Annotated in this window: 22 protein-coding genes and 4 pseudogenes; 16 read left to right on the top strand and 10 right to left on the bottom strand. The window is 65.4% G+C overall.

Annotated elements, in window-relative coordinates:
- Positions 1-1,395 (top strand): pyruvate kinase (gene pyk / locus ACNJ7E_RS04655; RefSeq protein ID WP_418339263.1); only part of this gene is annotated, 1,395 nt, incomplete at its 5' end.
- A gap of 72 nt (positions 1,396-1,467) precedes the next feature.
- On the opposite strand, the gene ACNJ7E_RS04650 is transcribed toward pyk, so the two are convergent.
- Positions 1,468-2,244 (bottom strand): IclR family transcriptional regulator, encoded by a 777-nt coding sequence (locus ACNJ7E_RS04650; protein WP_418339262.1) that lies wholly within the window; start codon positions 2,242-2,244, stop codon positions 1,468-1,470.
- Between the two features lie 422 nt (positions 2,245-2,666).
- Here ACNJ7E_RS04650 and ACNJ7E_RS04645 point away from each other — a divergent pair.
- Positions 2,667-2,924, top strand: a pseudogene (locus ACNJ7E_RS04645) (NAD-dependent malic enzyme); the annotation flags it as partial.
- Between the two features lie 15 nt (positions 2,925-2,939).
- Positions 2,940-3,152, top strand: a pseudogene (locus tag ACNJ7E_RS04640) (IS5 family transposase); the annotation flags it as partial.
- On the opposite strand, the gene ACNJ7E_RS04635 reads toward ACNJ7E_RS04640, so the two are convergent.
- Complete coding sequence (locus ACNJ7E_RS04635) at positions 3,098-3,649, bottom strand: DUF559 domain-containing protein (RefSeq protein WP_418339264.1); 552 nt, start codon at positions 3,647-3,649, stop codon at positions 3,098-3,100. The pseudogene ACNJ7E_RS04640 and the gene ACNJ7E_RS04635 overlap by 55 nt on opposite strands.
- 1,626 nt (positions 3,650-5,275) lie before the next feature.
- Here ACNJ7E_RS04635 and ACNJ7E_RS04630 point away from each other — a divergent pair.
- The 5 genes from ACNJ7E_RS04630 (at position 5,276) to ACNJ7E_RS04610 (ending at position 10,821) form a co-directional block, all read left to right on the top strand.
- Positions 5,276-6,721, top strand: a complete 1,446-nt coding sequence (locus ACNJ7E_RS04630) for an MFS transporter (protein WP_418339261.1) — start codon at positions 5,276-5,278, stop codon at positions 6,719-6,721.
- 92 nt (positions 6,722-6,813) lie between these two features.
- Positions 6,814-7,614 carry an SDR family NAD(P)-dependent oxidoreductase gene (locus ACNJ7E_RS04625; protein WP_418339260.1) on the top strand — a complete coding sequence of 267 codons (801 nt, stop codon included), beginning with the start codon at positions 6,814-6,816 and terminating at the stop codon, positions 7,612-7,614.
- A 29-nt stretch (positions 7,615-7,643) separates the two neighbouring features.
- Entirely contained in the window at positions 7,644-8,393 is a 750-nt protein-coding gene (locus ACNJ7E_RS04620) for an SDR family NAD(P)-dependent oxidoreductase (RefSeq protein WP_418339259.1), read from the top strand.
- A 131-nt stretch (positions 8,394-8,524) separates the two neighbouring features.
- Complete coding sequence (locus ACNJ7E_RS04615; protein WP_007298643.1) at positions 8,525-9,226, top strand: cyclase family protein; 702 nt, start codon at positions 8,525-8,527, stop codon at positions 9,224-9,226.
- 191 nt (positions 9,227-9,417) lie between these two features.
- Complete coding sequence (locus ACNJ7E_RS04610) at positions 9,418-10,821, top strand: amidase (RefSeq protein WP_418339258.1); 1,404 nt, start codon at positions 9,418-9,420, stop codon at positions 10,819-10,821.
- A 520-nt stretch (positions 10,822-11,341) separates the two neighbouring features.
- Here ACNJ7E_RS04610 and ACNJ7E_RS04605 read toward each other — a convergent pair.
- Positions 11,342-11,638 carry a putative quinol monooxygenase gene (locus ACNJ7E_RS04605; protein ID WP_418339257.1) on the bottom strand — a complete coding sequence of 99 codons (297 nt, stop codon included), beginning with the start codon at positions 11,636-11,638 and terminating at the stop codon, positions 11,342-11,344.
- A gap of 343 nt (positions 11,639-11,981) precedes the next feature.
- Here ACNJ7E_RS04605 and ACNJ7E_RS04600 point away from each other — a divergent pair, with 343 nt between their 5' ends.
- Positions 11,982-13,121 carry a glutathione-independent formaldehyde dehydrogenase gene (locus ACNJ7E_RS04600; protein ID WP_418339256.1) on the top strand — a complete coding sequence of 380 codons (1,140 nt, stop codon included), beginning with the start codon at positions 11,982-11,984 and terminating at the stop codon, positions 13,119-13,121.
- Positions 13,122-13,345: 224 nt separating this feature from the next.
- Here the strand turns inward: ACNJ7E_RS04600 and ACNJ7E_RS04595 are convergent.
- The 3 genes and pseudogenes from ACNJ7E_RS04595 to ACNJ7E_RS04585 all read right to left on the bottom strand — a co-directional run.
- Positions 13,346-13,531, bottom strand: a pseudogene (locus ACNJ7E_RS04595) (protein-L-isoaspartate O-methyltransferase family protein); the annotation flags it as partial.
- A gap of 242 nt (positions 13,532-13,773) precedes the next feature.
- Positions 13,774-14,157 carry an ATP-binding cassette domain-containing protein gene (locus ACNJ7E_RS04590; protein WP_418339255.1) on the bottom strand — a complete coding sequence of 128 codons (384 nt, stop codon included), beginning with the start codon at positions 14,155-14,157 and terminating at the stop codon, positions 13,774-13,776.
- A 262-nt stretch (positions 14,158-14,419) separates the two neighbouring features.
- On the bottom strand, positions 14,420-15,571 hold the full coding sequence (locus ACNJ7E_RS04585; protein WP_418339254.1) for an oxidoreductase: 1,152 nt from the start codon (positions 15,569-15,571) through the stop codon (positions 14,420-14,422).
- A gap of 116 nt (positions 15,572-15,687) precedes the next feature.
- Between ACNJ7E_RS04585 and ACNJ7E_RS04580 the strand changes: the two genes are divergently transcribed.
- Positions 15,688-16,317, top strand: coding sequence for a TetR/AcrR family transcriptional regulator (locus ACNJ7E_RS04580; RefSeq protein ID WP_418339253.1), 630 nt, complete (start codon positions 15,688-15,690; stop codon positions 16,315-16,317).
- Between the two features lie 31 nt (positions 16,318-16,348).
- Here the strand turns inward: ACNJ7E_RS04580 and ACNJ7E_RS04575 are convergent, their stop codons facing one another.
- The 3 genes from ACNJ7E_RS04575 to ACNJ7E_RS04565 all read right to left on the bottom strand — a co-directional run bounded on the left by ACNJ7E_RS04575 (position 16,349) and on the right by ACNJ7E_RS04565 (position 20,172).
- A complete protein-coding gene (locus tag ACNJ7E_RS04575; RefSeq protein ID WP_418339252.1) occupies positions 16,349-16,621 on the bottom strand; it encodes a hypothetical protein in 273 nt (90 codons plus the stop codon).
- A 483-nt stretch (positions 16,622-17,104) separates the two neighbouring features.
- On the bottom strand, positions 17,105-18,475 hold the full coding sequence (locus tag ACNJ7E_RS04570; protein WP_418339251.1) for an FAD-binding oxidoreductase: 1,371 nt from the start codon (positions 18,473-18,475) through the stop codon (positions 17,105-17,107).
- Complete coding sequence (locus ACNJ7E_RS04565; RefSeq protein ID WP_418339250.1) at positions 18,472-20,172, bottom strand: L-lactate permease; 1,701 nt, start codon at positions 20,170-20,172, stop codon at positions 18,472-18,474. Before ACNJ7E_RS04565 ends, ACNJ7E_RS04570 begins: the two co-directional genes overlap by 4 nt.
- 129 nt (positions 20,173-20,301) lie before the next feature.
- Here ACNJ7E_RS04565 and ACNJ7E_RS04560 point away from each other — a divergent pair, with 129 nt between their 5' ends.
- Together ACNJ7E_RS04560 and ACNJ7E_RS04555 are read left to right on the top strand one after the other, a co-directional pair.
- Positions 20,302-21,018, top strand: coding sequence for a GntR family transcriptional regulator (locus tag ACNJ7E_RS04560; protein ID WP_418339249.1), 717 nt, complete (start codon positions 20,302-20,304; stop codon positions 21,016-21,018).
- Positions 21,019-21,289: 271 nt separating this feature from the next.
- Complete coding sequence (locus tag ACNJ7E_RS04555) at positions 21,290-21,790, top strand: N-formylglutamate amidohydrolase (RefSeq protein ID WP_418339248.1); 501 nt, start codon at positions 21,290-21,292, stop codon at positions 21,788-21,790.
- A gap of 372 nt (positions 21,791-22,162) precedes the next feature.
- On the opposite strand, the gene ACNJ7E_RS04550 is transcribed toward ACNJ7E_RS04555, so the two are convergent.
- The gene (locus tag ACNJ7E_RS04550; RefSeq protein ID WP_418339247.1) at positions 22,163-22,726 is read right to left on the bottom strand and encodes a hypothetical protein; all 564 of its coding nucleotides are present in this window, start codon (positions 22,724-22,726) and stop codon (positions 22,163-22,165) included.
- Between the two features lie 262 nt (positions 22,727-22,988).
- Here ACNJ7E_RS04550 and ACNJ7E_RS04545 point away from each other — a divergent pair, with 262 nt between their 5' ends.
- From ACNJ7E_RS04545 to ACNJ7E_RS04530, 4 genes and pseudogenes are all read left to right on the top strand, one after another.
- Positions 22,989-23,162 carry a hypothetical protein gene (locus tag ACNJ7E_RS04545; protein ID WP_317612031.1) on the top strand — a complete coding sequence of 58 codons (174 nt, stop codon included), beginning with the start codon at positions 22,989-22,991 and terminating at the stop codon, positions 23,160-23,162.
- Positions 23,163-23,316: 154 nt separating this feature from the next.
- On the top strand, positions 23,317-23,439 hold the full coding sequence (locus tag ACNJ7E_RS04540; protein WP_418339246.1) for a hypothetical protein: 123 nt from the start codon (positions 23,317-23,319) through the stop codon (positions 23,437-23,439).
- A gap of 997 nt (positions 23,440-24,436) precedes the next feature.
- Positions 24,437-25,387, top strand: coding sequence for a phospholipase D-like domain-containing protein (locus ACNJ7E_RS04535; RefSeq protein ID WP_418339245.1), 951 nt, complete (start codon positions 24,437-24,439; stop codon positions 25,385-25,387).
- A 202-nt stretch (positions 25,388-25,589) separates the two neighbouring features.
- Positions 25,590-25,854: pseudogene (locus ACNJ7E_RS04530) on the top strand (hypothetical protein); the annotation flags it as partial.

Below are 25,854 nucleotides of genomic sequence, written 5' to 3'. Positions count from 1 at the left end.
TGCACACTTGGACCTGCTACCGCCACCGGTGACCGTATTCGCGAGCTCGTCGAAAGCGGTATGGACGTGGCGCGGCTGAATTTCAGCCACGGCGAACACGCCGACCACGAGGAGAACTACAAACGCGTCCGGGCGGCCTCGGACGCGACGGGGAAGGCGGTCGGTGTCCTCGCCGACCTGCAGGGCCCGAAGATCCGGCTCGGCCGGTTCGCCGAGGGGCGCACCACGTGGGCCAACGGTGAGGAAGTGCGGATCACCGTCGACGAGGTCGAGGGCACCCACGACCGGGTGTCGACCACCTACAAGCAGCTCGCCGAGGACGCCAAGGCCGGTGACCGGTTGCTCGTCGACGACGGCAAGATCGGATTGGTCGTCACGGACGTCGACGGCAACGACGTGATCTGCCGGGTCACCGAGGGCGGCCCGGTCAGCAACAACAAGGGTGTGTCCCTGCCGGGGATGAACGTGTCGGTCCCGGCGCTGTCGGGCAAGGACATCGCCGACCTCGAGTTCGCGCTCGGTCTCGGTGTCGACTTCATCGCCCTGTCGTTCGTGCGATCGGCCGCAGACATCGAACTCGTCCATGCCGTGATGGATCGGGTCGGTCGCCGGATCCCGGTGATCGCGAAGCTCGAGAAGCCGGAGGCGATCGACAACCTCGAGGCGATCGTGCTGGCGTTCGACGCGGTGATGGTCGCCCGTGGCGACCTGGGGGTGGAGTTGCCGCTCGAGCAGGTGCCGCTGGTGCAGAAGCGGGCGATCCAGATCGCCCGGGAAAACGCGAAGCCGGTCATCGTGGCCACCCAGATGCTGGAGTCGATGATCGAGAACTCGCGGCCCACCCGCGCCGAGGCGTCCGACGTCGCGAACGCCGTCCTCGACGGTGCGGACGCGGTCATGCTGTCGGGTGAGACGTCGGTCGGTAAGTACGTGATGGAGACGGTGCGCACGATGGCGCGGATCGTCGAGGCCGCCGAAAGCGAACCCGACCGCGTCGCCACCTTTGCCCACGTCCCGCGGACGCAGGGCGGTGTCATCTCCTATGCGGCCCGCGACATCGGGGAGCGGCTGGATGCGAAGGCGCTGGTCGCGTTCACCCAGTCCGGGGACACGGTGCGCCGGTTGGCGCGGCTGCACACGCCGCTGCCGTTGCTGGCGTTCACCCCGCTGCCGGAGGTGCGCAGCCAGTTGTCGCTGACCTGGGGCACCGAGACGTTCCTCGTCGACCCGGTCGAGAGCACCGACGCCATGGTGCGGCAGGTCGACCACGCCCTGCTCGGGTTGGGCCGGTACCAGAAGGGTGAACTGGTGGTCATCGTGGCCGGGTCGCCGCCCGGCACCGTAGGCTCGACCAACCTGATCCACGTCCACAGAATCGGCGAAGAGGACCGCTGATCGGCAGGACTGATCAATCGGCACGCACCCAACAGCACCGGCCCGACACCGGAGCCTGCCTCCCCCACCGCTTTACAGAGCGGCATCCTTGTCGAACTCGGTCCCCAGCTCCAGCGCCACCCGCTGGAGCAGGGGAGCGATCCGATCGGCGGACTCGACGGTCACGCGCGCCGCCGGTCCCGAGATCGACACAGCAGTCGGGGTAGGCGCGTTGGGGACCGGCACGGCGAAGCAGCGAACGCCGATCTCCTGCTCACCCTCGTCGATGGCGTAGCCGCGTCTTCTACTCACCTCGAGATCGGCGATGAGCGTCTCGGGATCGGTGATGGAATTCTCGGTGTACGACGGCATACCCGTCCTGGTCACCAGCGAACGAACCGTCTCGTTGGACAGCTGCAGAAGCAGCGCCTTTCCCACTCCGGTGCAGTGCGGGAACACGCGCCGACCGACCTCGGTGAACATGCGCATCGAGTGGGGGGACGGAACCTGCGCCACATAGACCGCCATGTTCCCGTCGAGCACCGCCATGTTCGCGGTCTCGCCGGTGCGCTCGACCAAATCCGACAGGTGAGGACGCGACCAGGACCCGATGAGCTGGGTAGCACTGTCCCCCAGTCGAATCAACTTCGGCCCCAACGCGTATCGGCGGGTCGGCAACTGACGCACGTACCCCCGATCCACGAGGGTGCGAATCAGCCGGTGAATGGTCGGAAGGGGGAGCCCCGCCCGGTCGGCCAGCTCACTGACCCCGATCGCGCCGCCGGCCGACGCCATGAGCTCGAGGATGTCGAACACCCGCTCGACCGATTGAACTCCACCGCCGGCGCTGGCCCGAGTTGCTGTTGTCATGCCTGATCTCCATTCCTGCGGTCACCGGCACATCAGAGTATTCGAAGCGGAAGGCTTGGTTCGAGCGACGATAGCGTGGCTCACTTGCCTGACGCGATCGCAGATCCTCCGCACCACGGATCACAATATTATCTCAATTCGCGGAACAATATTTCCGAATTACGAAATCGCTATGGTGCGCTCGCTCGACCTCCGGTACGTGGACGGAAGCGCCGGCGCCTACGAGCCCACTACTCGCGCTGACTGCCACCGTTCGGAACGCGGCAGTCGACCTGCACACCAGCACCCCGAGGAGTCCCTATCGCGGAGATTCCCGGTCCCTCGTCCGTGGCGCAGGCGAGTAGGCGAAGCGCGCTGACCCGCGAGAACCGAGCTCACCCACCTCGCCCCCTGAGGGCGCCCCCAGCAAGCAAGGAAGCGGTCTGCCGAAGCTCAGGAGAAGTCAGATCGCCGTCCCCGCCACTGCCCCGGTCGGAGCCAGCACCACCTCGACGGTGACAGGGGCGATCGCATCGGTCAAGGGCGCGAGGACCGCCCTGGGCGTAGTGGAGAGGCATCCCGACCACATTGTCATCGACCCGCGACGCGGGCGAACGTTCGAACACGCCGAGTAGATCACCACTGCAATCGCGGAGGTGCCGGGCGCTGCCGCGGGCACGGTCCGCGGCCGCACCTTCCTGCCCAGCTCGGCGGCACACACGATCCCGGAACGATCCGATCAGATCGCACGACGGAAGGAGAAGGGCTCCCGAGGTGGGCGACCACCGGCCTTCGATGCCGTGCTCTACCGACATCGCAACACCGTCGAGCGTGGCTTCAACCGACTCAAGCACCGGCGCGGTGTCGCAACCCGCTACGACAAGTACGCCATCACCTGCCTCGGCGGCGTACTCCTCGCCTCCACAATCACAACCCACCACACGATGGCGGCGGTGTGGGGAGCCACATTGAACGGTGTGAGCGGGTCGCTCTTGGTCGGATGCCACTCGGCCACGAGGTCTGGGTATTCGGTGCCGAGGGAGCGCACGAGTTCTCGCTGCAGCTCACGTGCCGCGGCCCTGGCCGCCCACGGCATCTCGGATAGCACATATTCTTCGGCATGTTCGATTCGGTAGTGGAACTTTAGAAGCTTCGTAATGACGAGCTTGGCGCGGTCGAGTTCTCTGTCCTTCCGTGGGACGTGGACGTCGTTGGCTGTGATCTGCGGAAGGTCGACGCGGACGCCTGTCCAGCCTGCGTCGGTCAGCGCGGTGGTTTTGACGCGGTCCTGGTCTACGTTGGGTGGAAGCTTGTGGTAGCGGTGCCCGTCGAGCTCAATTATCAGCCGCCACTCGGGACAGAGCATGTCGCAATTGTAGGAACGAGTGGGGGATTCGAGGCGAACCTTTCGTTTGACCGGGTCGATTGGGACCCCTGCTGCGATCAGTTCACATCGGAGTTTGATCTCCTCCCCGCTGGTACCCCAGCGCCGGCATCTTACGAGGAGTTACGCGATGCCGCCTTCATTGGGTTACGACACGATGGTCAGATCCGACTCCGTTTCCTACACCATCTTCATGGAGCAACCAGTGTTGCGAAATGGGACACGAGTCACCTCATCCGTACTTCTACCCTTCTCAGGTGCGCACTCCATGTGCATATTCGGAGCCGTTTCATGTCCCATCCCCCCGCTAGAGGAGGTTGCGAACTCGCGCAGCCGGGCGATACTTCTACCTCGGCCCGAGCCCCACGTTGGTGCGCCCACGGCGGCGGCCCTCCCGAGGTGATCAGAACCGATTTCCGGGATGGACACCGCGGCGTTCTGTCGGGCACTGGTCGCGTATCTCGACGTCGCCGCGCCGGCACCGCTGCGGCCGCTTGGTCGAGCAAATGATCGCCGTCGCTCGTCGAAGGTTCTGGCTGGGCACCTGAACTTAAAGAGACCGTCCGGACTGATTGTGAAGGATGTTGTTTGCGAAAGGATTACCGCGGTGACAGGTCCGCAGCACAAATACCCGTGAGTGAGATGAGTGAGACCGATCCGATGACTTGTATATCCGCTTGTGCGCCGAGCACTGTGCCGGCTTCCCGCCGTGAAGGTACGCCACGGACCGGCACGATTGTCCCGAGGGTTCCAGCCGGCATGTTCATCGGCGTCTATGCACCGAACCTCCCTACGGAAAACAGCATCTCAGCGGTGAGCGCTCGATCGCTATTTCCCCTCGCGCCCGTCCCGGACCCGAGATGAAGCCAGCCCTCGCCAGGAGGCACGTCAGCGTCGTCACACCGGAGGATCAGACTTCCCAACAGACCCAACGCATGCTGGCCTTCCCGGGCATCTTCCGCGGCCTACTCGATGCCCACTCCGCCCAGTTCACCGACAGACCCTCCTTGCCGCCGCTCGCGCGAACTCCGACTGCGTCTCCCCGATGGACCTCACGCGGCCGTCACCGTTCCTAGCGAGAGTGTGGCCGACCTGCCGATCGAGCCGTTCGCGGCCCCAGCGATCAGCGCGAGCCCACCCGCATCCGGACCTCGAGGTTCGGAGCGAGGCTGTCGTGAACTACCCCTCCGCATTCGACTCCACTGGTCGGACAGATTTCAGCGGACCGGCCGACCAAACCCGCTGCGCCCAAGCCTCGCCCGGGCTCGAGAGGGCCGGGTTTGAAGTGAAGCTCGACCGCCGTTCGAGTCCCCTGCGCGGTGCCGCCCCGGGGGGCCACCCCGTTCCCACGGGAACCGGTGCGCGGCGCGTTCGCCGGCGCTCGCAACGGATCGACGACAGACGGTATTGACATCCCGGGTGACCCCTGTCACTATTCGTAGAACGAAAGTATATTCTCGCAATACGGAAATAATGATCGGGTCGTAGAAGTGCACCCTCCCGTGGACTGCTTTCGCGTTCGGCACTCCGCGACCCGATTTCGATGAGGTTCCAGGTTTGAACGATGACTCGACCTGTTGGTGAGGCAACCGTGTGCCACTGGTTGCCCCGACCGCCTCGACCTCGCTGCTCGGTACTACCGGTCGGCTCGAACGAAAGGCCTACCCCGTGTCCCCCACCGATCCTCCCTCGCTTGCCACGTCATCCCGGAGCGGCCCGCTCCCCGATGCAGATGACCAGGAATGGGCGTCCGGCAAGCCCTCCGACGAGGTCCTTCTGAAGGGCCCGCCCGAGCACAGCCGTAAGTTCCTGCTGACGACGTCGATCGTCTGCTTCCTGGCCTGGGTGTTCTCGGTCTATGACTTCGTCCTCTTCGGCATCCTGCTACCCGAGATAGCGAAGACCTTCGAGTGGTCCACGAGCACGGCCACCGCAATCGTCACCTGGGTCACCTTGGGCACCTTTTTCGTGTCCCTGGCAGTTGGTCCGTTGCTCGACCGAGTGGGACGCAAACCGGCGCTGGTCTTCTGCACCGTGGGCGCCGCGCTGACATCGGGTCTGACGGGTCTGGCGAACGGCGCGCTCTCCATGATCGGAATTCGTGCGATCTCGGGTCTTGGCTACTCGGAGGAGGTCGTGAACAGCGTCTACCTCAACGAGATCTACGGTAAGAGTCGTCGTCGGGGATTCATGTTCAGCTTCGTCCAAAGTGGTTGGCCCGTAGGCGCTCTACTCGCCTCCGCCTTCGCCGCGGCCCTGCTTCCGTTTGTGGGGTGGCGCTGGATCTTCGTCCTCGCCACCTTCCCCGCGATTGCGATGGTGCTGCTTGCGCGCCGTCTGCGGGAGTCGCCGGCGTTCATCGCGCTCCGGCGCACGAGAGAATTGCGTAAGGAAGGCCGCGCCGACGACGCGGAACGCCTCGCCGCCCTCTACGACCTGGATATCACCCGGGATCAAGAGTCCGGGCTGCGCCAGATCTTCGCTCCGGACCTCCGCCGGCACACGATCTGCCTGTCGGCGGCGTGGCTGTTGAATTGGATGGGCATTCAGGTCTTCGCCGTCCTCGGAACCACGATCCTCACCGACGGCAAGGGCGTATCGTTCGGCAACGCATTGCTCATCCTCATCGTGTCCAACGCGGCCGGCTTCCTCGGCTACCTCGCCCACGGCTATGTCGGTGATCGTGTCAACCGGCGGACCACCATCATGGTCGGTTGGATCATCGGCGGCGCCGTCATGACGGTGATGCTCTTCGGTCCGAACAACGCCGGTTTCGTCATCCCCCTGTATGCCCTCGGAATCTTCTTCTTGAACGGCCCCTACGCTGCGATGCTCTTCTACATGAGCGAGTCCTTTCCCGCCCGTGTACGCGGGACGGGCCCCAACGCCGCGCACATCATGGGCCCGGTCGGCGCCATCGTCGGCGCGGGTCTGCTGACGATCATCCTGTCCACCGGCGTTGACGTCCCGATGGCCGCATTCATCGCGGGAGCCCTGGGAATGTTCGGATCCGGCCTGGTGATGCTCGGATGCCGCAAGGTCGATCAGAACCACCACCACGGTGACGTCGACGACGTCGACGACGTCGACGACACGGACGCGGTCACGGCCTAAAGAACCGCCACGTCACCACCAGCGTGGACCTTTATACCCAGCCCGGGCGGTCCACGCCTGCATCATCCAACTACCAGTGAGAGGTAAGTTCCGTGCCCCACAACACCAGTACCCCCACCCGTGATGACGGTTTGCAGGGCAAAGTCGCGGTCATTACCGGAGGATCCAGCGGCATCGGCCAGGCCCTGGCGGTGGCCTATGCCCGCGCCGGCGCCACCAGCGTCATCGGCTACTACACCGGCGATCCGCACGACGTCAACGACACCGTCAAGCAGGTCGAGGCGATCGGCGGCCAGTGCACGGCGGTCGCGGTGGACGTGCGCGACAGCGGCCAGGTCGAGGCGTTCGCACAGAGCGCCATCGACATCTACGGGCGGCTTGACATCGCCGTGGCCAACGCCGGGATCCTGCGGCAGGCGTCGTTGGCCGAGTTGGACGACGCCGCTTGGGACGACATGCTGTCCGTGGACCTGACGGGTGTACTGCGCACCTTCCGGTCGGCGGCCAGTCGAATGACCGGGCCGGGCGCGATGGTGGCCATCTCCTCCATTGCCGGCGGAGTCTACGGCTGGGATCATCACGCGCACTATGCGGCCGCGAAGGCCGGCGTGCTGGGACTGTGCCGTTCGCTCGCAGCGGAACTGGCAGAATCCGGCATTCGCGTCAACGCGGTCATCCCGGGCCTCATCGAGACCCCGCAGTCCCTTGACGGGGTCAACTCCCTCGGCCCCGAGGGACTCGCCGAGATCGGCAAGATCATTCCGTGGGGCAGGGTGGGGTGCGCCGACGAGGTGGCACGGGTCGTGCGCTTCCTCACCAGCGAGGACGCGGGATTCGTTACAGGGCAACAGGTCATCGTCGACGGCGGCCTGACCGTCCGCTGGCCGAAGTGACCGGGTAAACGAGTGGAAGGCAGAAGATAATGGGTGTACTCGAAGGGCGTACCGCGATCGTGACAGGTGCCGCGAGCGGGATCGGAACAGCCATCGCCGACGCCTACGCGGCCGAGGGCGCACACCTGCTGCTTGCCGATCGCGACGAGGAGCGCCTCGCGGCCGCCGTGAGCCGGTACTCGGCGGGCGAGGCAAAGGCGGTGGGTGTCGTCGTCGACGTGACCGATCCCGACCAAACCAAAATGATGGTAGATCGATGCCTGGCGGAATTCGGTGCACTCGACATCCTGGTGAACTGCGCCGGGCTGCTGACCGAGGTCCCGTTGGCCGAGATGGACGTCGCCACCTGGGACGAAATGATCTCCGTCGATCTGCGCAGCGTGTTCCTGTGCTGCCGGTGGGCGGTACCGCACATGCTGGCCCAAGGGTCCGGTCGCATCATCAACATCAGCAGCCAATTGGGCATCAAAGGCGGTGTCGGCCTGGTCCATTACTGCGCCGCGAAGGCGGGCGTCATCGGACTGACGAGGGCGCTGGCCCGCGAATTGGCCCCCAGTGGGGTCTTGGTCAACGCGATTGCCCCCGGACCGATCTGGACCCCGCTCTTCGCCGGCATCACCGAGGACTGGCGACAGGCGAAGGAGGCCGAACTGCCGCTGGGCCGATTCGGGTTGCCGCACGAGGTCGCGCCCACCGCGGTCCTGCTCGCCAGCGACCCCGGAGGCAACCTGTACGTCGGGCAGACCTTGGGGCCCAACAGTGGCGATGTGATGCCGTGAGCGCTACCCGAGCAGGTTGACGTGAGGGGGCCGCAGCGATGCACTGATCCCCCCGGTCCGCCCCCGGCTAGTCGGTACGGGCCGCGAGCGGCCGCACAATTTCCATACGATCTGATGTGAGGAGTTACACCATGGCACAGCGCGTGATCGACCTATCTCTTCCGATTGACGACAACATGCCCAGCCACAAGTTCTTTCAGAGCCCCGTTCACGTCCCGCATACCCGGCACGAAGACTCGGTCAAGCTCAACCTCGGGACCGACGACGATCCGATGTCCCTGGCCACGTCGTACATCGGCACCCTCGACCACATCGGCACCCACGTCGACTCCTTCTTCCACGTCAACCCCGACGGCCTCAAGGTCGGTGAGATGCCGCTGGAGATGTTCTTCGGAAAGGCGGTGTGTTTCGACATGACGCACATCCCCGACCTGGGGATGATCGAGGTCGAAGACCTGGAAAGGGGACAGGAGCAATCCGGGGTGACGGTGGACGGCCATATCGTGCTCCTCAACACGGGTCTGCACAAACGTCACTATCCCAACCATTCGGTGGTGACCAGCAACCCCGGCATCAGTACGGACGCCACGCACTGGCTCGCCGACCACGGCTCGAAGGTGCATGGGGTGGAGGGGCCGTCAACGGATGCCCCGAATCACAACTACTTCTACAACCACCGTGTGTGCCGAGACCGCGGCATCACCCACTACGAATGGCTGGTCAACCTCGAGGAACTGGTCGGTAAGGGCGAGTTCATGTTCTTCGGAGTGCCGCTCGCGCTCATGCATGGCACCGGCGGGCCCACTCGTGCGTTCGCCATCCTGGACGAGTAGCTCGGTATCCGGCCATTCTCGACGCGACCGCTGAACAGCAGTTGTTCCTGCTCGCCTCGATACATGGTGTATCGACCTCCAGCCGCAGTCAGGGCGCCGACTCGGCCGCCCTGACTGCGGCGTGGTGCCGTCACACGTAATTCGATGGGGACGTCCCTCCGCACGGCCAAGTAGGAAGAGCGAAACGTCAAGTGAGCACCGATTTTTCATACCTCACCGCCTTCGAGCTGAGGCGGCTGATATCCACCAAGCAGGTGTCACCGGTCGAGGTCACCGAGGCGGCCTTGACCCGGATGGACGACCTGGAACCGACACTCAACGCCTTTGTGACCGCAACACCTGATGTGGCCCTGAAGGCCGCTCGCGCCGCAGAGGCACAGGTCCTCGCCGGCGGGCAGCTCGGAAAACTACACGGAATTCCGCTCTCGGTGAAGGACTTGATCGACGTCGAGGGCGTCCGGACGACGTTCGGGTCCAAGACCAGGGCCGACAACGTCGCGCGTGCCGATGCACCCTCGGTCGAGCGGATCAAGTCAGCGGGATCCTGCATCCTGGGCAAGACCACGACCACGGAGTTCGGCGCCAAGGCCGGTGGCGGGGACAGCCCTCTGACCGGGGTGACCCGCAATCCGTGGAACACCGACAAATCGCCGGGTGGCTCCAGCTCGGGCGCAGCGGCCAGCGTGGCGGCCGGGGTGACGCCCTTCGCCCTCGGAACCGACGGCGGCGGATCCGTCCGGATACCGGCCGCCCTCTGTGGGTTGGTCGGCGTCAAGGCGCAGTACGGTCGAGTCCCCGTCTTCCCGACCAGTGCCACCCCCTCCCTCGGCCACGTCGGCGCGATTGCACGGTCGGTCCGCGATGCCGCGCTGTTGATCGAAGTGATGTCCGGGTTCGACGCGCGCGACCCGTCGAGCGTGGCACAGGATGTCCCCGATCTTGTCGGCGCCTGCGGTCGCGGGACGACCAACATGCGAGTTGCGTGGAGCCCGACCCTCGGTTACGCGTCCGTCAGCGACGAGGTGCGAGAGCTCTGCGAATCCGCCGTCGGGCGATTGGAAGAGGCGGGTTGTCATGTCGACCTGATCGACGAGGTGCTACCCGACGATCCCATCGGGCTCTGGGAGGCCGAGTTCTACGCCGGGGTCGGACTGAAGTTGCGCGAGGAGCTGGACCATTCCCGGCACTTGCTCGATCCCGATGTCGCCGAAGCGATTACGCAAGCGCTGTACCGCGAGACACTCGCGGACTACTTCGCCAAATTCTTTCAACGGTTTGAACTCAGGGAGCACGTACGTCAATTCTTCAGCCGGTATGACGTTTTGGTCACCCCGACTCTTCCCGTCGCCGAACTGGGCGCCGGCATCAATGTCCCCCCGGAGCTGCCGGACCGCGGCCTCGTGTCGTGGGCCTACTACACATACCCCTTCAACCTGACCGGCAACCCCGCAGCCTCCATACCGTGCGGCTTCACCTCGAGTGGGATGCCAGTGGGCCTGCAAGTTGTCACGGGAACGAATCGCGACGCCGACCTCTTCCGAATCGCGGGGACGCTCGAGGAGGCCTCACCCTGGGGTCATCTCAGACCGCTCTAGCCGCGGCTCTGTTCGACGTTCGTCATCAACGGGAACGGATCGGACCGGGACCACACCAAAGTGGCGCTCGGCGACGACGATCGGGAGTGCCGCGTCACCCTGCCCCCTGGGCGGCCGGACTCCGTCTCAAGGGCATGACATCGCCGCTGTTGGGCCCCACTGCCTGCCCGGTGTGGAGGTCGCCGCCGGGCGAGGAGGCCAGCAGCAGTGCCGTGGGTGCGACCTCGTGGGCCGGCCGAAGCGGCCGATGGGCAGCTCCGCCTGCTTGGTGGCCGTCCACTGCTCGGAGAGTCCCTCGGCCGATTGAGTTTCTTTGACCCAGGTGAGCAGGGTGGTCGCGGAGGATGTCCCGAGTTCCGTGGAGTGTGGTGGCGGCCCGGTGACGTATCAGGCTGCGCTCGCCTCGTCGTTGTGTACCACGATTCGACAGGTTCGGCGGACTCGCGTGTCAAGGTTCGCGGTCGCGAGGGTGATGTGGGGTTCTGTCGAGCTTGCGGGCGGGCTGTTTGCAGTCGGCGGCTCAGAGCTTGTCGGCGAGCACGTCGAGGTAGCTGATTTCGGGCGGCGCAGCGAAGAGTTCGTCGGCGCGTTCGCCGAGGGCCTTGCCGACCGGCCCATTGAGATGTGTGTCGCGGGCGGCCTCGTCGGGGAATGCGTCGATGATGCCGAACGTCGAGGGGCCGAATCGTACCGCCAACCAGGGCTTCGTGCCGGGCTCCTGTTCGACGAGTGGCAGCGCCGATCGGAGGAATTCCTCGACCGCGCTTTCCTTGCCGGGTTTGGCTTCGAGTCGGACCAGCAGCGCCTTGGTGGTCATGTCGGGTCTCCTGTTCGAGGTGGTGGACATGGTCCAGCGTCACACCATCGACCGGTGAAGGGAAGGAGCCCCCGAGCCCACCAATCAAGGAACCGATCTCACCCCTAGTAATCGTGGAGCCGAAAGAGGAGACTCCATGGTGGATGGATGCGACGCCTGGAATGCGCCCGCTGTTATCGGCCGTGACGCGAAACATGGTGGTGTGCCAACATTTTGGTGTTGTTTTCAGTTCCGTGCGCTGTCGCGTCTGCCCCAGCGGCACGATTCATTCGGTCGCTCACATGTCATCGCCTGTGACCGCCGGGCCGGGATCCACCGGGAAACGCAGCATCAGGGAGTCGAGATGAAAGCGCTTGTGTACGACGGGCCACGTGAGGTTCATGTGAAGGACATGCCCGATGCCAGGATTGAGCAGCCGACCGATGTGCTGGTAAAGATCACCAGCACCAATATTTGCGGGTCGGATCTGCACATGTATGAGGGCCGCACCGACCTGGAGCCCGGGATGGTCCTCGGTCACGAAAACCTGGGGATCGTCGCCGAGGTCGGCAATGCGGTGGTCAAGGTCTCACCCGGGGATCGGGTGTGCCTGCCGTTCAACATCGGCTGCGGGTTCTGCCGCAACTGCGAGGAAGGATTGACCGCGTTCTGCCAGACGGTGCACCCGGACCCGAAGATGGCCGGCGCCGCATACGGGTTCGCGGGGATGGGCCCGTTCTGGGGTGGGCAGGCCGAGTATCTGCGGGTGCCGTTCGGCGACTTCAACTGCCTGCGGTTGCCCGAGGATGCGCAGGACAAGGAACTCGACTATGTCATGCTCTCGGACATCTTCCCGACCGGCTGGCACTGCACCCGCCTCGCGGACATGCAGCCCGGCGATTCGATGGTGGTGTACGGCGCCGGGCCGGTCGGGTTGATGGCGGCGTATTCGGCGATGATCCAGGGCGCGAGCAAGGTGATGATCGTCGACCGGCATCCGGACCGGCTCAAGCTCGCCGAGCAGATCGGCGTCATTCCGATCGACGATTCGAAGGGCGACCCGGTCGAGCAGGTCCTGGAACAGACCCGCGGGCAGGGTGCCGACAAGGGTTGTGAGTGCGTCGGCTATCAGGCGCACGACCCGCAGGGGCGCGAGGACTCGGCGATGACGATGAATCGGCTCGTCGATTCGGTGCGTTTCACCGGCCACATCGGGGTGGTGGGGATCTTCCTGCCGCAGGACCCGAAGGCGGCAGACAAACTGCAGCAAAACGGTGAAATCGCCTTCGATATGGGCAAGTTCTGGTTCAAGGGGCAGAAGGTCGGGACCGGGCAGGCCAACGTCAAGCACTACAACCGGCAGCTGCGCGACCTGATCCATGAGGGCCGGGCCAAGCCGTCCTGGATCGTCTCCCACGAACTGCCACTGGCCGAGGCCACGTCCGGCTATCAGCATTTCGATGCCCGCGACGACGGATGGACCAAGGTCGTACTGCATCCGTGAGGCGGCCCGGACCGAGAGGCGGGTCCGGGCGGGCAGTTCTACGGGATACACGCCTCCAACGGTGGGCGCATCATGATCTTCACCGGCGGTGTGCCGCAGCGGCACAACGGCCAGGTCGTCGGGGCGGTCGGCGTCAGCGGCGGCACCGGGGAGCAGGACAAGGCCGTCGCCGGGGTGACCAGGTGCGCGAGCAGGGCAGCGTTGCATCCCGTCGCCGTGCCGATCTCAAGGACACGGTCACCGGGTGCAACGGACAGGCCGTGCAGCATCAGGGTAGGCGTCGTCGACGAACTCGACGGCATACCGTTCTCGACGGTAAGGGTGGCGAGTGCCTGGTCGCTGTAGATGGCGGCGGCCGCCCCGGATGTGAGGGGCTTGGAGGCCTCGATCCAGTCCGACTTTCCCGGCACTCGAAAGCGATCGAGATAGGCGGCACGGTCCACGGACCTGAATGCTTCGGCAATTCGCGCATCGAGTCCCGGGATGGAACCGAGGACATCGCGCACAAACGATGCGCGAGCTTCCGCCGTGCCGTCATCCGTCAAGTCAGTCCTCCTTCGACCCTCCCTGCCATGATGCCGCTCAGTCGGACTGCAAATGTTGTGCTATTCGTAGTTCCGCTCAGGATCGTTGATCGGAGCACCGAATCGTCTCAGGGGCGGGGTGCGCCGATGAGTTGGTGGTGGGCGAGTTCGCGGTAGAGCTCGCTGGTGGACAGCAGGTCGTCGTGGGTGCCGACGGCGTGGACGCGGCCGTGGTCGAGGACGATGATCTGGTCGGCGTTCTTCACGGGCGGCGAGCGGTGCGCGACGATGACCACGGTCTGCTCGGCGGCGGTGGCGTCGAGGGCGGTTTGGAAGATCTCCTCGTTGCGGCTGTCGAGGCTCGACGTCGGCTCGTCCAACAGCAACAACTCTGGCTTGACCAGCAGGGCGCGGGCGATCGCCAACCGTTGCCGTTCACCGTCGGACAGCCGGATCCCGTTCTCCCCGATCTGCGCGTTCAGACTCGCATACGACCACAACAGGATCGTCACAGGAAGCATTGTTGGACATGAGCTCTCCCTGTTTCCTCGTGCAGGATTTGGATACGCGAGGGATGCGGGGACCGCTCAGACAGCAAGAGAGTATGCGGCCCCCGCACGGGGCCGGGTGCCCTCGTCCGCCGGCCGGCGGTGGCCGGATGACTGTGCCGCCGGAACGCCCGTGCAGACGGCGTTCCTCCGCCGACGGGCCACGCGGGCTGCGGCACTGCCCGACAAGCAGATCCTCCGCCCGCCACACCAACACAAAGGCGGCTTATCGGCGTACGCTCGCACCAACCCCCGCGCGCGAGGGCGCGGCGGGAATGGTGGTCTCCCAGTCCTTGATCGTGGCGATGGGGCCGAGGACGTCGCTAGGGATGTCGCCGTCGAGGGGGTGGCCCAGGGCAACTTTGTGGGGCCAGTTGCGATTGGCCAAAGCAGCTTTGCCCAGTGCCACGATATCGGCGGCACCGGATTCGACGATGCTCGCGGCGTCGGCGGGATCGTCGAGATTGCCGTTGACGATGACCGCGGTACGCGCGTACTCCTTGGCGAAGGCGGCCAGGGTCTTGCCGTCGTTGCCGAATGCCGGCGCGAGCGCCCGGTATTCGGTGGTATGGACGAAGTCGATGCCGGCTTGGCCGAGTGCCCCGAAGATCGTCGCGGCCTCCTCCTCACCGCCGGCCCATTTGTGGTCGTAATCAGAGACTTTCGCCTGCGAGATCCTGATGCCGACCGAGATGTCGGCGCCGACGTCGGCGACCACGTCGGCGCAGATCTCCGCGGCCAGCCGCACCCGGTTCTCGACACTGCCCCCGTACTGGTCGGTGCGCGTGTTGAGGTAGTCGGTGAGGAAGTTGTCGATCAGGTAGCCATTCGCACCGTGCAGTTCGACGCCGTCGAATCCGGCATCACGGGCATGGCGCGCAGCGGTGACGAACGCACGGCGTACCTCGGCGATGTCGTCGAGCGTCATCGCCGTGGGTACCCGGTAGGGGCCCGATCCGCGGTACATCGACATCTGCTCGCCCTTGGCTCGGACCGTCGACGGGCCGAAGGAGTGATCGGAATACGGGTTGGCCTGCGCCTGCACGCCTGCATGCTGGAGCTGCGCAACGATCTTCGAGCCTGCGTTGTGCACACGATCGACGATCGGTGTCCACGCTGCCGATTGTCCGCTGGTGGCCATTCCGGGTTGGAAGGGATAGCCCTGGCTTGCGTTCTGGTCGATGTAGAGCCCTTCGGTGATCAGCAGCCCGAAACCGCCCTCGGCGAAGACACCGTAGTAATCACTGATGCGGCCGGTCGGGATTCCGCCCTCGGTGGCGCTGACTCGCGTCATCGGAGCCAATGCGACCCTGTTGGCCAGCTGCGCATCGCCAATCGCGGTGGCAGTGAACAATGCGTCCGGACTGTGCGTCGACATGTAGATCCTCCGTTTGGGCCAGCGGTTCATCTCGAAGACTCACAGGCGCCGGCAGGAATATTGGATTGATTAATCCACTATGCGCACCCGACGCCATCTATGTCAAACTGGATCGAATGATCCAGATTGGAGTGAGGATGGCGACAGCAGGCAGGCCTCGACAGTTCGACGAGGCCCAGGTCCTCGAGTCTGCGATGCTGCTGTTCTGGGAGCAGGGATACGAGAGCACGTCTCTGGCCCAGCTCAGGGGTGCAACAGGTTTGTCGTCGGCCAGTGTCTACAACGCGTTCGGCTCGAAGGAGGGCTTGTTCGAGCGCGCTATCGCGCACTACGTCGCGCGGCCCGGAAGTGTCCAGAGTCTCACCGCGAACGAGGATGCTTCCCCTCGTGACGTACTAGCCCACCTCTTGCATACCTCGGTCGACACGCAGGCCGACCCGACGCACCCCGGCGGTTGCCTCATCGCGCTCGCCGCCACGGTCATACCGTCTGAAGTGGGTTCGCAGCCCGCCATGATAGTCGCCGCGCAAAGGCGACGTGATCAACACGCCATCAGAAAATGCGTGGAGCGCGCTGCCAGCGCGGGTGCGCTGCCTCAGCAGACGCCGGTCGAAGCGCTTACCGTGCTCATTCACACCTTCATTCTGGGACTGTCGATCCAAGTCCGTGACGGCGTTCCCACCTCGCAGTTGCACGAGGCGGCGGATGCCCTACTGACTGTCTGCGGCGTGCCACAACCTGAGTAAAAACACTGTCGTACTTCTGAATTCGTACGCCTCAGCGGGTAGGCAGGTATAGCCGCACAACTCTCCGGGAACCGGGTGTCCTGTTCATTGATTGCCGCGCACGTCCCGCAGCAGCGTTGATCCAGTTCTCATCAGCAATCAGAAGGCGGGACCGCTGCATGCCGACGGCTGCGGTGACCAGCAACCCGATCAGGAGTACGGAACCGCCGCCGGGCTGTGGAAATGCGAAGGCGACGAAGGTGGCGCTCGCCCATGTCAGGAGGAATAGCAGAACCTCCGCACCGTTGCGCCAGCCGAAGAACATACCCAGAAGTCTAACCGCGGCCCGCACCGCGGATCCTCAGCTCCGTGGAAGCACGCACATAGCCGGTTAGAGTTCCTCCATAGGCTGCGGGCGAGGTTGCGTCCGTGAAGATGGATGCTCCTATCGCTGTCAAGCCGTGGATGTCAAGGGTTCCGAGAACGAGCTCTGCTCGCGTTCGGTGAGCCACTGGGAGTATGTGGTAGCAAGTTCGGAGTCGATGCGTGTCCCGATTTCCAGGCGTCGTAGGCGTTGGTAGGGAACTGCAAGCTCGGTTGCCACTGTGGCGATCGGGATGCTCAGTGTTCGGCGACGCTGCCGGAGTCGGCCCGTCGTGGCGTTCACAGTGCTGCAGCTGAGCCGCATGCTGCTCCGCTTACCCGAGGCCCGTCTGCGGCGCTCGTCTACACGGCGGTCGACTCCTGGCATCCACGTGAAAAGATGGCCCATCACGGCGGGAACTCCGGAGTCCGCCGCCCGCTCCTATTACATGCCCCTGCCCGGATTCAGGATGTCCGTCGGGTCGAACGCTGCCTTGACCCGGGCCATCAGCTCACGTTCGGTGGCACCGACCATGGACTCCATGTATGGCTCCTTGAGCGTTCCGATTCCGTGTTCACCGCTGATCGATCCGCCCAGGGCGAGGCACTCGACCACCATTTCGTCGAACGACTGCATCGCCCGCGTGGACTGCTCGCTGTCGGAGGCGTCGAACACGATGGTCGGGTGCAGATTGCCGTCCGCGGCATGGCCGAACGTGCCGATCGTCAGCTCGTAGCGTGCCGCGACGCCCTCGATGGTGTCCAGCATCTCGGGTAGCCGATGCACCGGGACGGATAGGTCGTCGAGCAGCGTGGAGCCCCGCCGCTCCAACGCGGTCAGCGCAACCCGGCGCGCCTGCATGAACGCTTCGCCCTCCACCGGGTCGTCGGTGTCGTACACCTCGGTGGCGCCGGCGTCGGTGCAGGCCTGCGCACAGATCCGAGCTTCGGCGGTGGAATCCAGTCCGTCGCATTGGATCAGCAGGAGCGCACCGGCCGACTCGTCGAGACCCATGTGGGTCATGTCGTTGACGGCGGCAATGGTGGTGCGGTCCATCAGTTCCGCCAGACACGGTTCGGCGACCTGCCGGATCGCGAGCACCGCGTCGATGGCCTGCGCGGTCTCGGGGAAGCTGGCGACCACCGTGGCGGCGGCGGAGGGCGCCGCCCGCAACCGCATGGTCGCTTCCACGATAACCGCGAGGGTCCCCTCGGACCCGACGAGCAGTTGCGTAAGGTTCAGCCCCGCCACGTTCTTACGCGTCGCCGCGCCGGTGTGGATGATCCGCCCGTCCGCGAGCACCGCCTTGATGCGGGCCACGTGATCGGCGGTGACGCCGTACTTGGCGCAGCAGCTGCCTCCCGCGTTGGTGGCGAGGTTGCCGCCGATGCTCGAGATCGCCCGGCTGCCCGGGTCCGGCACATACCAGAGCCCGCGCTGGGCGGCCGCCGCCGCCAGGTCGCCGTTGATCACACCGGGTTGCACGGTGGCGGTCCGTGCGGCCGGGTCGATGTCGAGGATGGCGTTCATCTTCTCCACGCTGAGCACGATGCACCCGTCGAGCGCGTTCGCGGCTCCGGCGAGGCCGGTGCCCGCCCCGCGGGTGACGACCGGGACCCCGTGCCGGTGAGCGATTTTCAGGGTTTCCACCACATCGTCGGTGTCGCGTGCACGGACCAACGCGAGCGGCATTCCCGCCGCGGTCAGCAGCGATTGATCGCGCCGGTAGGCGAGCATCAGGTCGGGCTCGGTGACGACGGCGTCGCCGAGGGCGACTGTCAGTTCGGAAACAGGTGTCAGGACGTCGAGACTCATGGGACCATCCATCCGAGTACGGGGGTCGACTGCAGGTAAATGATGATCGTGAGGAACGCGAGCAACCCCAGGCTCCACCCGATGAGTTTGCGCAGAATGGCCCCCTCGCTGCCGGGCAGTCCCACCGCGGCGACGGCCACCGACAGGTTCTGCGGCGACAGCATCTTGCCGAGCACCCCGGCCGAGGAGTTGGCGGACGCCATCAGCACCGGGTCGAGCCCGGTTTGCTGTGCCGCGGTCATCTGCATGACGCCGAACAACGAGTTCGACGACGTATCGGAACCGGTGATGGCGACGCCGATCCACCCGATCACGGGAGAGAGGATCGCGAACAACCCGCCGGTGGAGGCCAGCGCCATTCCGAGACTGCCCGTCTGGCCGGACAGGTTCATCACGAACGCCAGCCCCAGGACCGCGGTCACGGTGACGATGGTCCACCGCAGCTGCACCAGGGTGTCCCGGTACGCGCGGAGCGCCTCCCGGATCCCGATGCCGTAGATCGCGGTGGTCACGACCGCCGACAACAGCAGCAGTGTGCCCGTCGCGCGCAGATGGTCGAGCTTGAACGTCTGTGCACCGACGGCGTTTCCGTCCGGATCGACGATGTCGAGTCCCGGCCACGCGAAGGCGACCGTACCGATATCGGCGAGCCAGACCTTCACGACCGGCACCTGAGCGAGGGAGAAGATCGCGATGATCACCGCGTACGGGGCGAGCGCGTAGACGGCCCGGCGCCCGCGCCCGTAGTGGTCGAATCGGCCGGGTGACATGGGTGCCGCCGCGTCGGCTCCCGATCCCGTCGTGATGCCGACTCCGATACCGGCACCCACGGGAGCCTGGCCGCCGGCGTGTGCCGGCACGTCCGGGGTGGCCGCTAAGGTCTCGGCGGGACTCCAGAATTTCAGCATGCCGAGCACGGCGATCACCGTCACTATCGCGGCGACCACGTCCGTCAGCTCGACCGTGAAGTAGTTGGCCGTGAGAAATTGCGCGAACCCGAAGACGAGTCCGGCAACCAGCGCGACCGGCCACGTCTGGCGCACGCCGCGGCGGCCGTCGACCAGGAACACCATCACCAGCGGGATGATGGCGGCGATGAACGGGGTCTGGCGTCCCGCCATGGCGGAGAGGTCGTCGAGCGGCATTCCGGTCACCCCGGCGAGCGCCAGGATCGGCGCACCGAGCGCGCCGAACGCCACCGGCGCAGTGTTTGCGAGGAGTGAGGTGCACGCGGCCTTGAGCGGCTGCATGCCCGCGGCCAGCAACATCGCCGCCGAGATCGCGACCGGAGCACCGAAGCCGGCGAGCGACTCGAGGAGAGCACCGAAGCAGAAGGCGATCAGGATGGCAAGGATGCGCTGGTCATCGGAGATCGACCGAATCACCCGGCCCAGCTCCTGGAACCAGCCACTGACGACGGTCAACTTGTAGAGGAACAGGGCGTTGACGAGGATCCAGAGAATCGGAAACAGCCCGTAGAACGCGCCTTCCGCGGTGGCGCTCGCCGCCTGTCCGATGGGCATCCGCCAGCCGACGATCGCCGCGCCGACCGCGAGGGCGAGCGCGATCAGGGCCGCCCGGTGCGCCTTCCACCGGAACACTCCCAGCATCACGAACATCGCCAGCAGCGGCACCGCCGCGATGACCGCCGACCACCCCAACGACCCTCCGATCGGGTCCAGTGTCTGTTGATACATCGAGCTCTCCTCTGTGATTGCCACCACCCAGCCCCAGTGATTGTCAGACAAGTACTCAAGTCTGTCAAGAATGCATGTGCGTCGTTGTGGGAAGATCGGGTAGTTCATTCACGAGTGGAGGAGATCGACATGGCGGGACGGGTCGCGGCGCTCTCGATAGTCGACGCGCTGGCTTTCGAACTGCGGCAACGACTGTTTTCCGGCGAACTCACCCACGACGACGCGCTGACCGAGGCTGAAGTTGCCCGCAACTACGAAGTGGCCCGGCCGACCGCGAAAGCGGCCATCGAAAAGCTGGTAGGCGAGGGATTGCTGCAGCGCAGCACCCACAAGACCGCGCGGGTGCCGCATCTAGGGCCCGATGACGTCCGCGACATCTACCGAACCCGCGAACATCTCGAGGCCGCCGTGCTGCGCGAACTGTCGAAGGCCCGCACCGTTCCCGACGAAGCCGTGGACGCCAACGCGGAGATCTCGGCGATGACCGACGCCACCCCGCTCTCGATCGTCGAACCCGACATGCGGTTCCACACGGCGCTGGTTACCGCGATGGGCAGCCCACGGACCAGCCGCGCCTTCCGGGCGCTGGTGTCCGAAGTGCGGCTGTGTATGGTCCAGGTTCAGGGCAAGCATCTACTGACAAACCAGAGCATCGCCGCCGAGCACCAGCAGATACTCGATGCCATCGCAGCCGGCGACGGCGACGCGGCCGCGGAGATTCTCACCAGCCACCTCAGCCGGGCGCGGGAACGCCTGGCCGCGGCCCTCGGCGGCATTCCCGGCCCCGAGGCCGAGCTGACCGAACCGCAAGCGCACCCCGGTTGGTCGGGGTCCGTGCGTCGGTGATGCGGGAGCATCCCAGTCATGGTGGGGTGCATGAGACCGACGCCGCCACCCGCCTCATCGAGCGGGCCGCCCAGGAGTCAAACACCAACCCCGGGCCGCATGACAGCAGGTGGTCTCGTAGTCGCAGACGCAGCGCGGTACCGGCCCTGTCCTTCCGTTAGGGGACCTGTCATCACTGCAGGTCAAAACCTCATTCTGCCGGATCGGTCGTCGGTCGGACTAGTCGCCGTCACCCCGCGGGCCGTGTATCGGCGGCCCGTACCCTTGCCCCATGTCCGCTGATCCCGGCAGCATCCGCGCCGACGGCCACCAGGCGCTGCCGAACCTGGCCGTACAGGATGCTTCGGCGGATCCCCACATCATCACAGCGGCGGCGCGCACCGGAGCGGACATCGAGCTGCAGATTCACACGTCCGTCGCACCGTTCGACGTTGCGGCCGGGGAGTGGTTTCCCGCGGCGACCGGTTTCGCCGTCACGGTTATCGTGCACCCCGTCGACGCGCAGACGGGCGTGCCGCGGTATCTGCCGCCGGCGGAGCCCGCCGAGTGGGCGCGGGCGATCTTCTCGACCGTCGACTCCGCGCACGGGTACTTCCTCGGCGCCGTCGACCCGGACACCGGCGTCCATCGACGCGGGCAGCTCGCATACCGCCTCTACGTCGACACCGACCGCCGGGCGATTCCCGTTCCCCGGCAGGTGGTCACCTGCCCGCACTACCTGCTATCGGCCATCGACGGCAGAGCCGAGATCACCATTCCCACGACGGCCTGACCCGACAGGCTGGCCGGTTGCCGGACCACGGTCTGCGGGCGCTGCTTCCTTGGGTGTCCGATCTGCACGCCCTCCGAAGGGTGCGACCTTGAAATCACGTCGCTGTTGCCTGCTCATGCGGTTCCTCCATCCGTCTCGATCCGATCCCCTGCCAGAGACAGCTGGCCGCCGCTGCCCTACAAATCGAGGACGACGCCCTGGAGCGGAATCGAGACGGTTGATCCACCCGGGGAAGGCTGCGGCACGCGGATACACTTGTGCCACAAGCTCATTGCCACTTCTGAGGCCGACCACGACAGACCTCAGGAATCTCCCGGGTGGGAGCGCGGCGACAAGAATACCAGCGCACGGAACCGTGAGGCAGGGGACGTGTCATTTCTGCTGGTCAAAGCACAATCCAGGGGCGGATACGACACCATCAGCACTGATGTCGGCCCGGTGCCGCTGGTGCGAGTTCTCACCCGGCCGGCAAGCTCGGTCGCGGCCGGCCGGCAGCACAATCGCCGTCCTACCGGTCCGGTTAAGCTTCCCGGCATGGCGCTTGGACTCACCAGGCGCACGCGCGCCCACCCCGTCGATCTCGAAAACCTCGCTTACGCTGCGTACGAGTTCCGGGACGCGCTGATTCCGCTGCAGGGCATCACCCCCGAGGGCTGCGATGCCGCAGCCACCGAGTTGCGGGACAGAGCGCATCACGCCGGGGAACGATTCTTCGCAGCTGGCGCTGGTCTCCCCCGCCGCGAGCGCACACTCGCCGGCCACTGGGAGAACGCGGCGGTCATGCGCTACCGGTACGGGCTGGAGATCTTTGCGCGCGCCGAAGAGCTCGGCGCCGACATGCTCGCCCAACTCGCCACCCACCGGCGGCCGTCGGTGCCCGCGCTCACCGAACTGTGTGACGTCTGTACCCATGCCCGCGCCCTCGATCAGCACCAACGGCCCGAGATGTTCGGGGCAGTACCCCGCAGGGCCACCCGTCGGCTTCGCCCCGCCCCCGGCAACTCGGCCGGCGCCGACCACGATCGGGCCACCGGGAGGTCCTGCATTGTCGATCAAGCTGAACTTCGGTGGCGGATCCGCCGCGATCTGACAAGTCTCCTCGTCGAGAACGCCATAGCGGGCAACGGAATCACCCCGGGAAGCCGAACGCCACCTCGTCCCGTGGCTGCAACTGGCGTGCGAGACGCTCGACAGTCCGATGAGCATCGACGGCCTCGAGGATGTCGCTGCGCAATGGCGCGAGCGCCGCCGGCCCTACATGCTCGCCGCCGCAGATCGGGCCGACGTGATCATCGTCGACCCGATCCCTCGTCAGCGCGCGACCCTGTGGTGGAAGCTCGTCCACGGCGACGAACCGCCGCCGCCACTGTAAGGCAGCACGCGGCGTCGTCGCCCCGACCGGAGAGGGAAGCTCCGCGCCGGGGCCCTACTCCTCGGCGGCGGCCAGATCTCGGGAACATTCCCCTTCGAAGTTCGGTGCCCGTGACGACATCGACAAGTCGGTCGACACGGTCGACGTCAACGACGTGAAGCTCGACTACTGCGTCGTACTGGAGAACCTCACGCAGCGCGACAAGGAGATCCTGGAGATGTTCGTGCAGTACAAGGACAAGTTCTCCGAGGAGCACTTGTTGAAGTACTTGCAGTAGCACGTCAACCAGGACTTCCTCGACCTACACGCGTTCCTCAAGTTCTACGGATCTGTCCGCCGAGTTCATTGTCGACGGCTCCCCTTGCCAGCGGTTTTCCGCGACGTGGAGTAACAGGTCCTGGCACGTGAATTCGTCGAGGTAGGCGGCCTTTCAGTGTCCCAATCTGCCGAATCAGGAGCGCGCCGAACGGGATCGGATCCAGCGGACTGTTGGACGGCTAGACACGCGTCGTCGGCCCACGGGCCTAGACTTGGCGCCGTGTTCAACACATGGAGAAGTCAGGTCTGCGGGGCAGCGAACGTTCGAGTTGGAGGAGCGTGACACCCCGCAACCCACTCACGGGCGCCGGAGGCGCCTAAACTGTGAACTGTGAGAGACCGACCCCGTACGAAGACATGATCCGCCGGGATCGGTTCTGACACACGAAAAACCCCCGCCTTGCCGGGCGGGGGCGACTTCTCGAAACCATCCATCCGAGGCTTAGACATCAGGAGGTCCCGATTTCGAATATACGCGCTACCCGCCAGTCCAGCACCGCTCACCCTCAAGAGAATGTCAACTCTGCCACTCTGTGGCACCGCTGCCTGGTGCTTCTGTGCATCGCAGTTGTGTTGTGCGCCATCACTGCTGTGGTTCTCTACTCTCCCGCTCCGGAGGTAGGAGTGAACGTCCTGATCGTTCTCCTCGGCGGAGGAGGGCTAGCCGCTCTCGTGCAGAAGATGATGACCTAATCGTCCTGGAACGACGAAGCCCCCACCCTCGAGGAGAGTGGGGGCGCGTTCGTTGTGTGCGTGCGCTTTACGGCGTGACCACCAGTTCGCGGCCAAGTCGAGGATGCGCCGGTCGATGTCGCAGATGGGGACGTGTCATATCCGCAGTTCATCACCACTTTTTGCGAGAACGGCGGGGCATTTGGCTTCATGGGCTGCACCATACGATCCGGGCCCGAGCCAATAGCGGTACAGCGCTTCACGCCCGCGCTACCGTTCTACCTATGGGGACGACATTTCACGGGCCGAGTCCCTGGCCGCACATCACCCGCGCCATTCGAGTGAGGGGGCCGCGGCACGCCGCGATCGCTTACCTTGGCGAGGACGCGCCCGCTCTGCTGCCGTTGAGGGCCGGCGATCTCCTCGTCGTGAACGCCTCCCGGGCGGCGGTGCGCGCGCATGTGACCTCGCCGATTGCGCTTGCGTACTACGTCGAGGCCGGTGTCCGGGTCCTGTCGTCGCCGAACCTGCACGCCAACGTGATCGCCACCAGTCGGCGGGCGGTCATCGGCTCCGCGAATGCCTCCCACAGCTCGACGATCGCCGATGAGGCCGTAGTCATCACCGACGACCCGGAGGTCGTCGCCGCCGCCCGCACGTTCATCGACGGTATCGAGGAGATCACCGAGGTAGATCAGGTGTTTCTCGACAACGCCACCACAGAATGGCAGATCGGTCGGTCGGTGCCGATCCCCGGGGTCGGTGGCCGGATGCGCGCCAACCGCGATTTCCTGCCCTCGCGGGTGACCCGGATGTTCCTGCGGCACATCATCGAGTACGAACTCAGCGCCACCGAGCAACAAACATGGGCCACCCAGGCGGGCCGATCCTCAGCCTCCTCCCGCGGGCCGGCAGCGACATATCAACTCGAATGGTTCCGCCCAGGCGACCGACGTTCCCGCCTCGTGCGTGGCGATGTCCTCATTTTCGTCACCGACGACAATGAATGGATTTACCCTCCGGCGGTCGTGGACTCAGACGCTATCGCGATCCCTCACACCCACAGAGCCTTCGGTCATCTCCTGCTCGTCCGAGCGGATCTGCAGCCGGTCTCGGTTGCGGACGCCGCACAGCAGCTCGCTAATCTCGGGCACCCCAATCCCCGGCTGGCCACAGATCACCGGATCATCTCCGCCAGCCTGCGTGCCGCGCTACTCCGACTCTGGAACCTCTGACCTGGATCCGCTGGCCCAGCGGCGGATCGGACCATCGAGGACCGGATTTCCACTGGCGCGACTACTGTCCGGCTGAGCGACACGCCCGAGCGCGTGCGGGGGTCCTTGGAGAAACCGTCACCTAGCGGATTCACTGTCTTCGCGCCAAGCACCGCGCAACTGTCCGACTGAGAAGCTCGTAACAAGAGTGAACAGGAGTGAAATGCCCGAGCAGTCGTGGATCACTGCCCAAGATCTGTACGACCAGGGATATACGGTCGATGGAGCACGTCAGCTCTTCGGGGAGCCAAAGACAAGCCCCGACGGAACCCTCGGTTGGGAAGATGACTGGATCGACCGCGCAGAAGGAAGAGCCCTCATCCCTGTACTGCCCTTCCTTATCGAACGTCTGCGCGGACATTCCGAGGTGGGAGAGGCTGCTGGCGAGCTGGTCAGGCTCTACGAGGAGCTCAATCGTCGAGTAGGAA

It is taken from the genome of Rhodococcus mengyinensis, from assembly GCF_048381435.1.
Classification (GTDB): domain Bacteria; phylum Actinomycetota; class Actinomycetes; order Mycobacteriales; family Mycobacteriaceae; genus Rhodococcus_F; species Rhodococcus_F opacus_D.
This window is presented reverse-complemented; position numbering and strand designations above follow the sequence as displayed.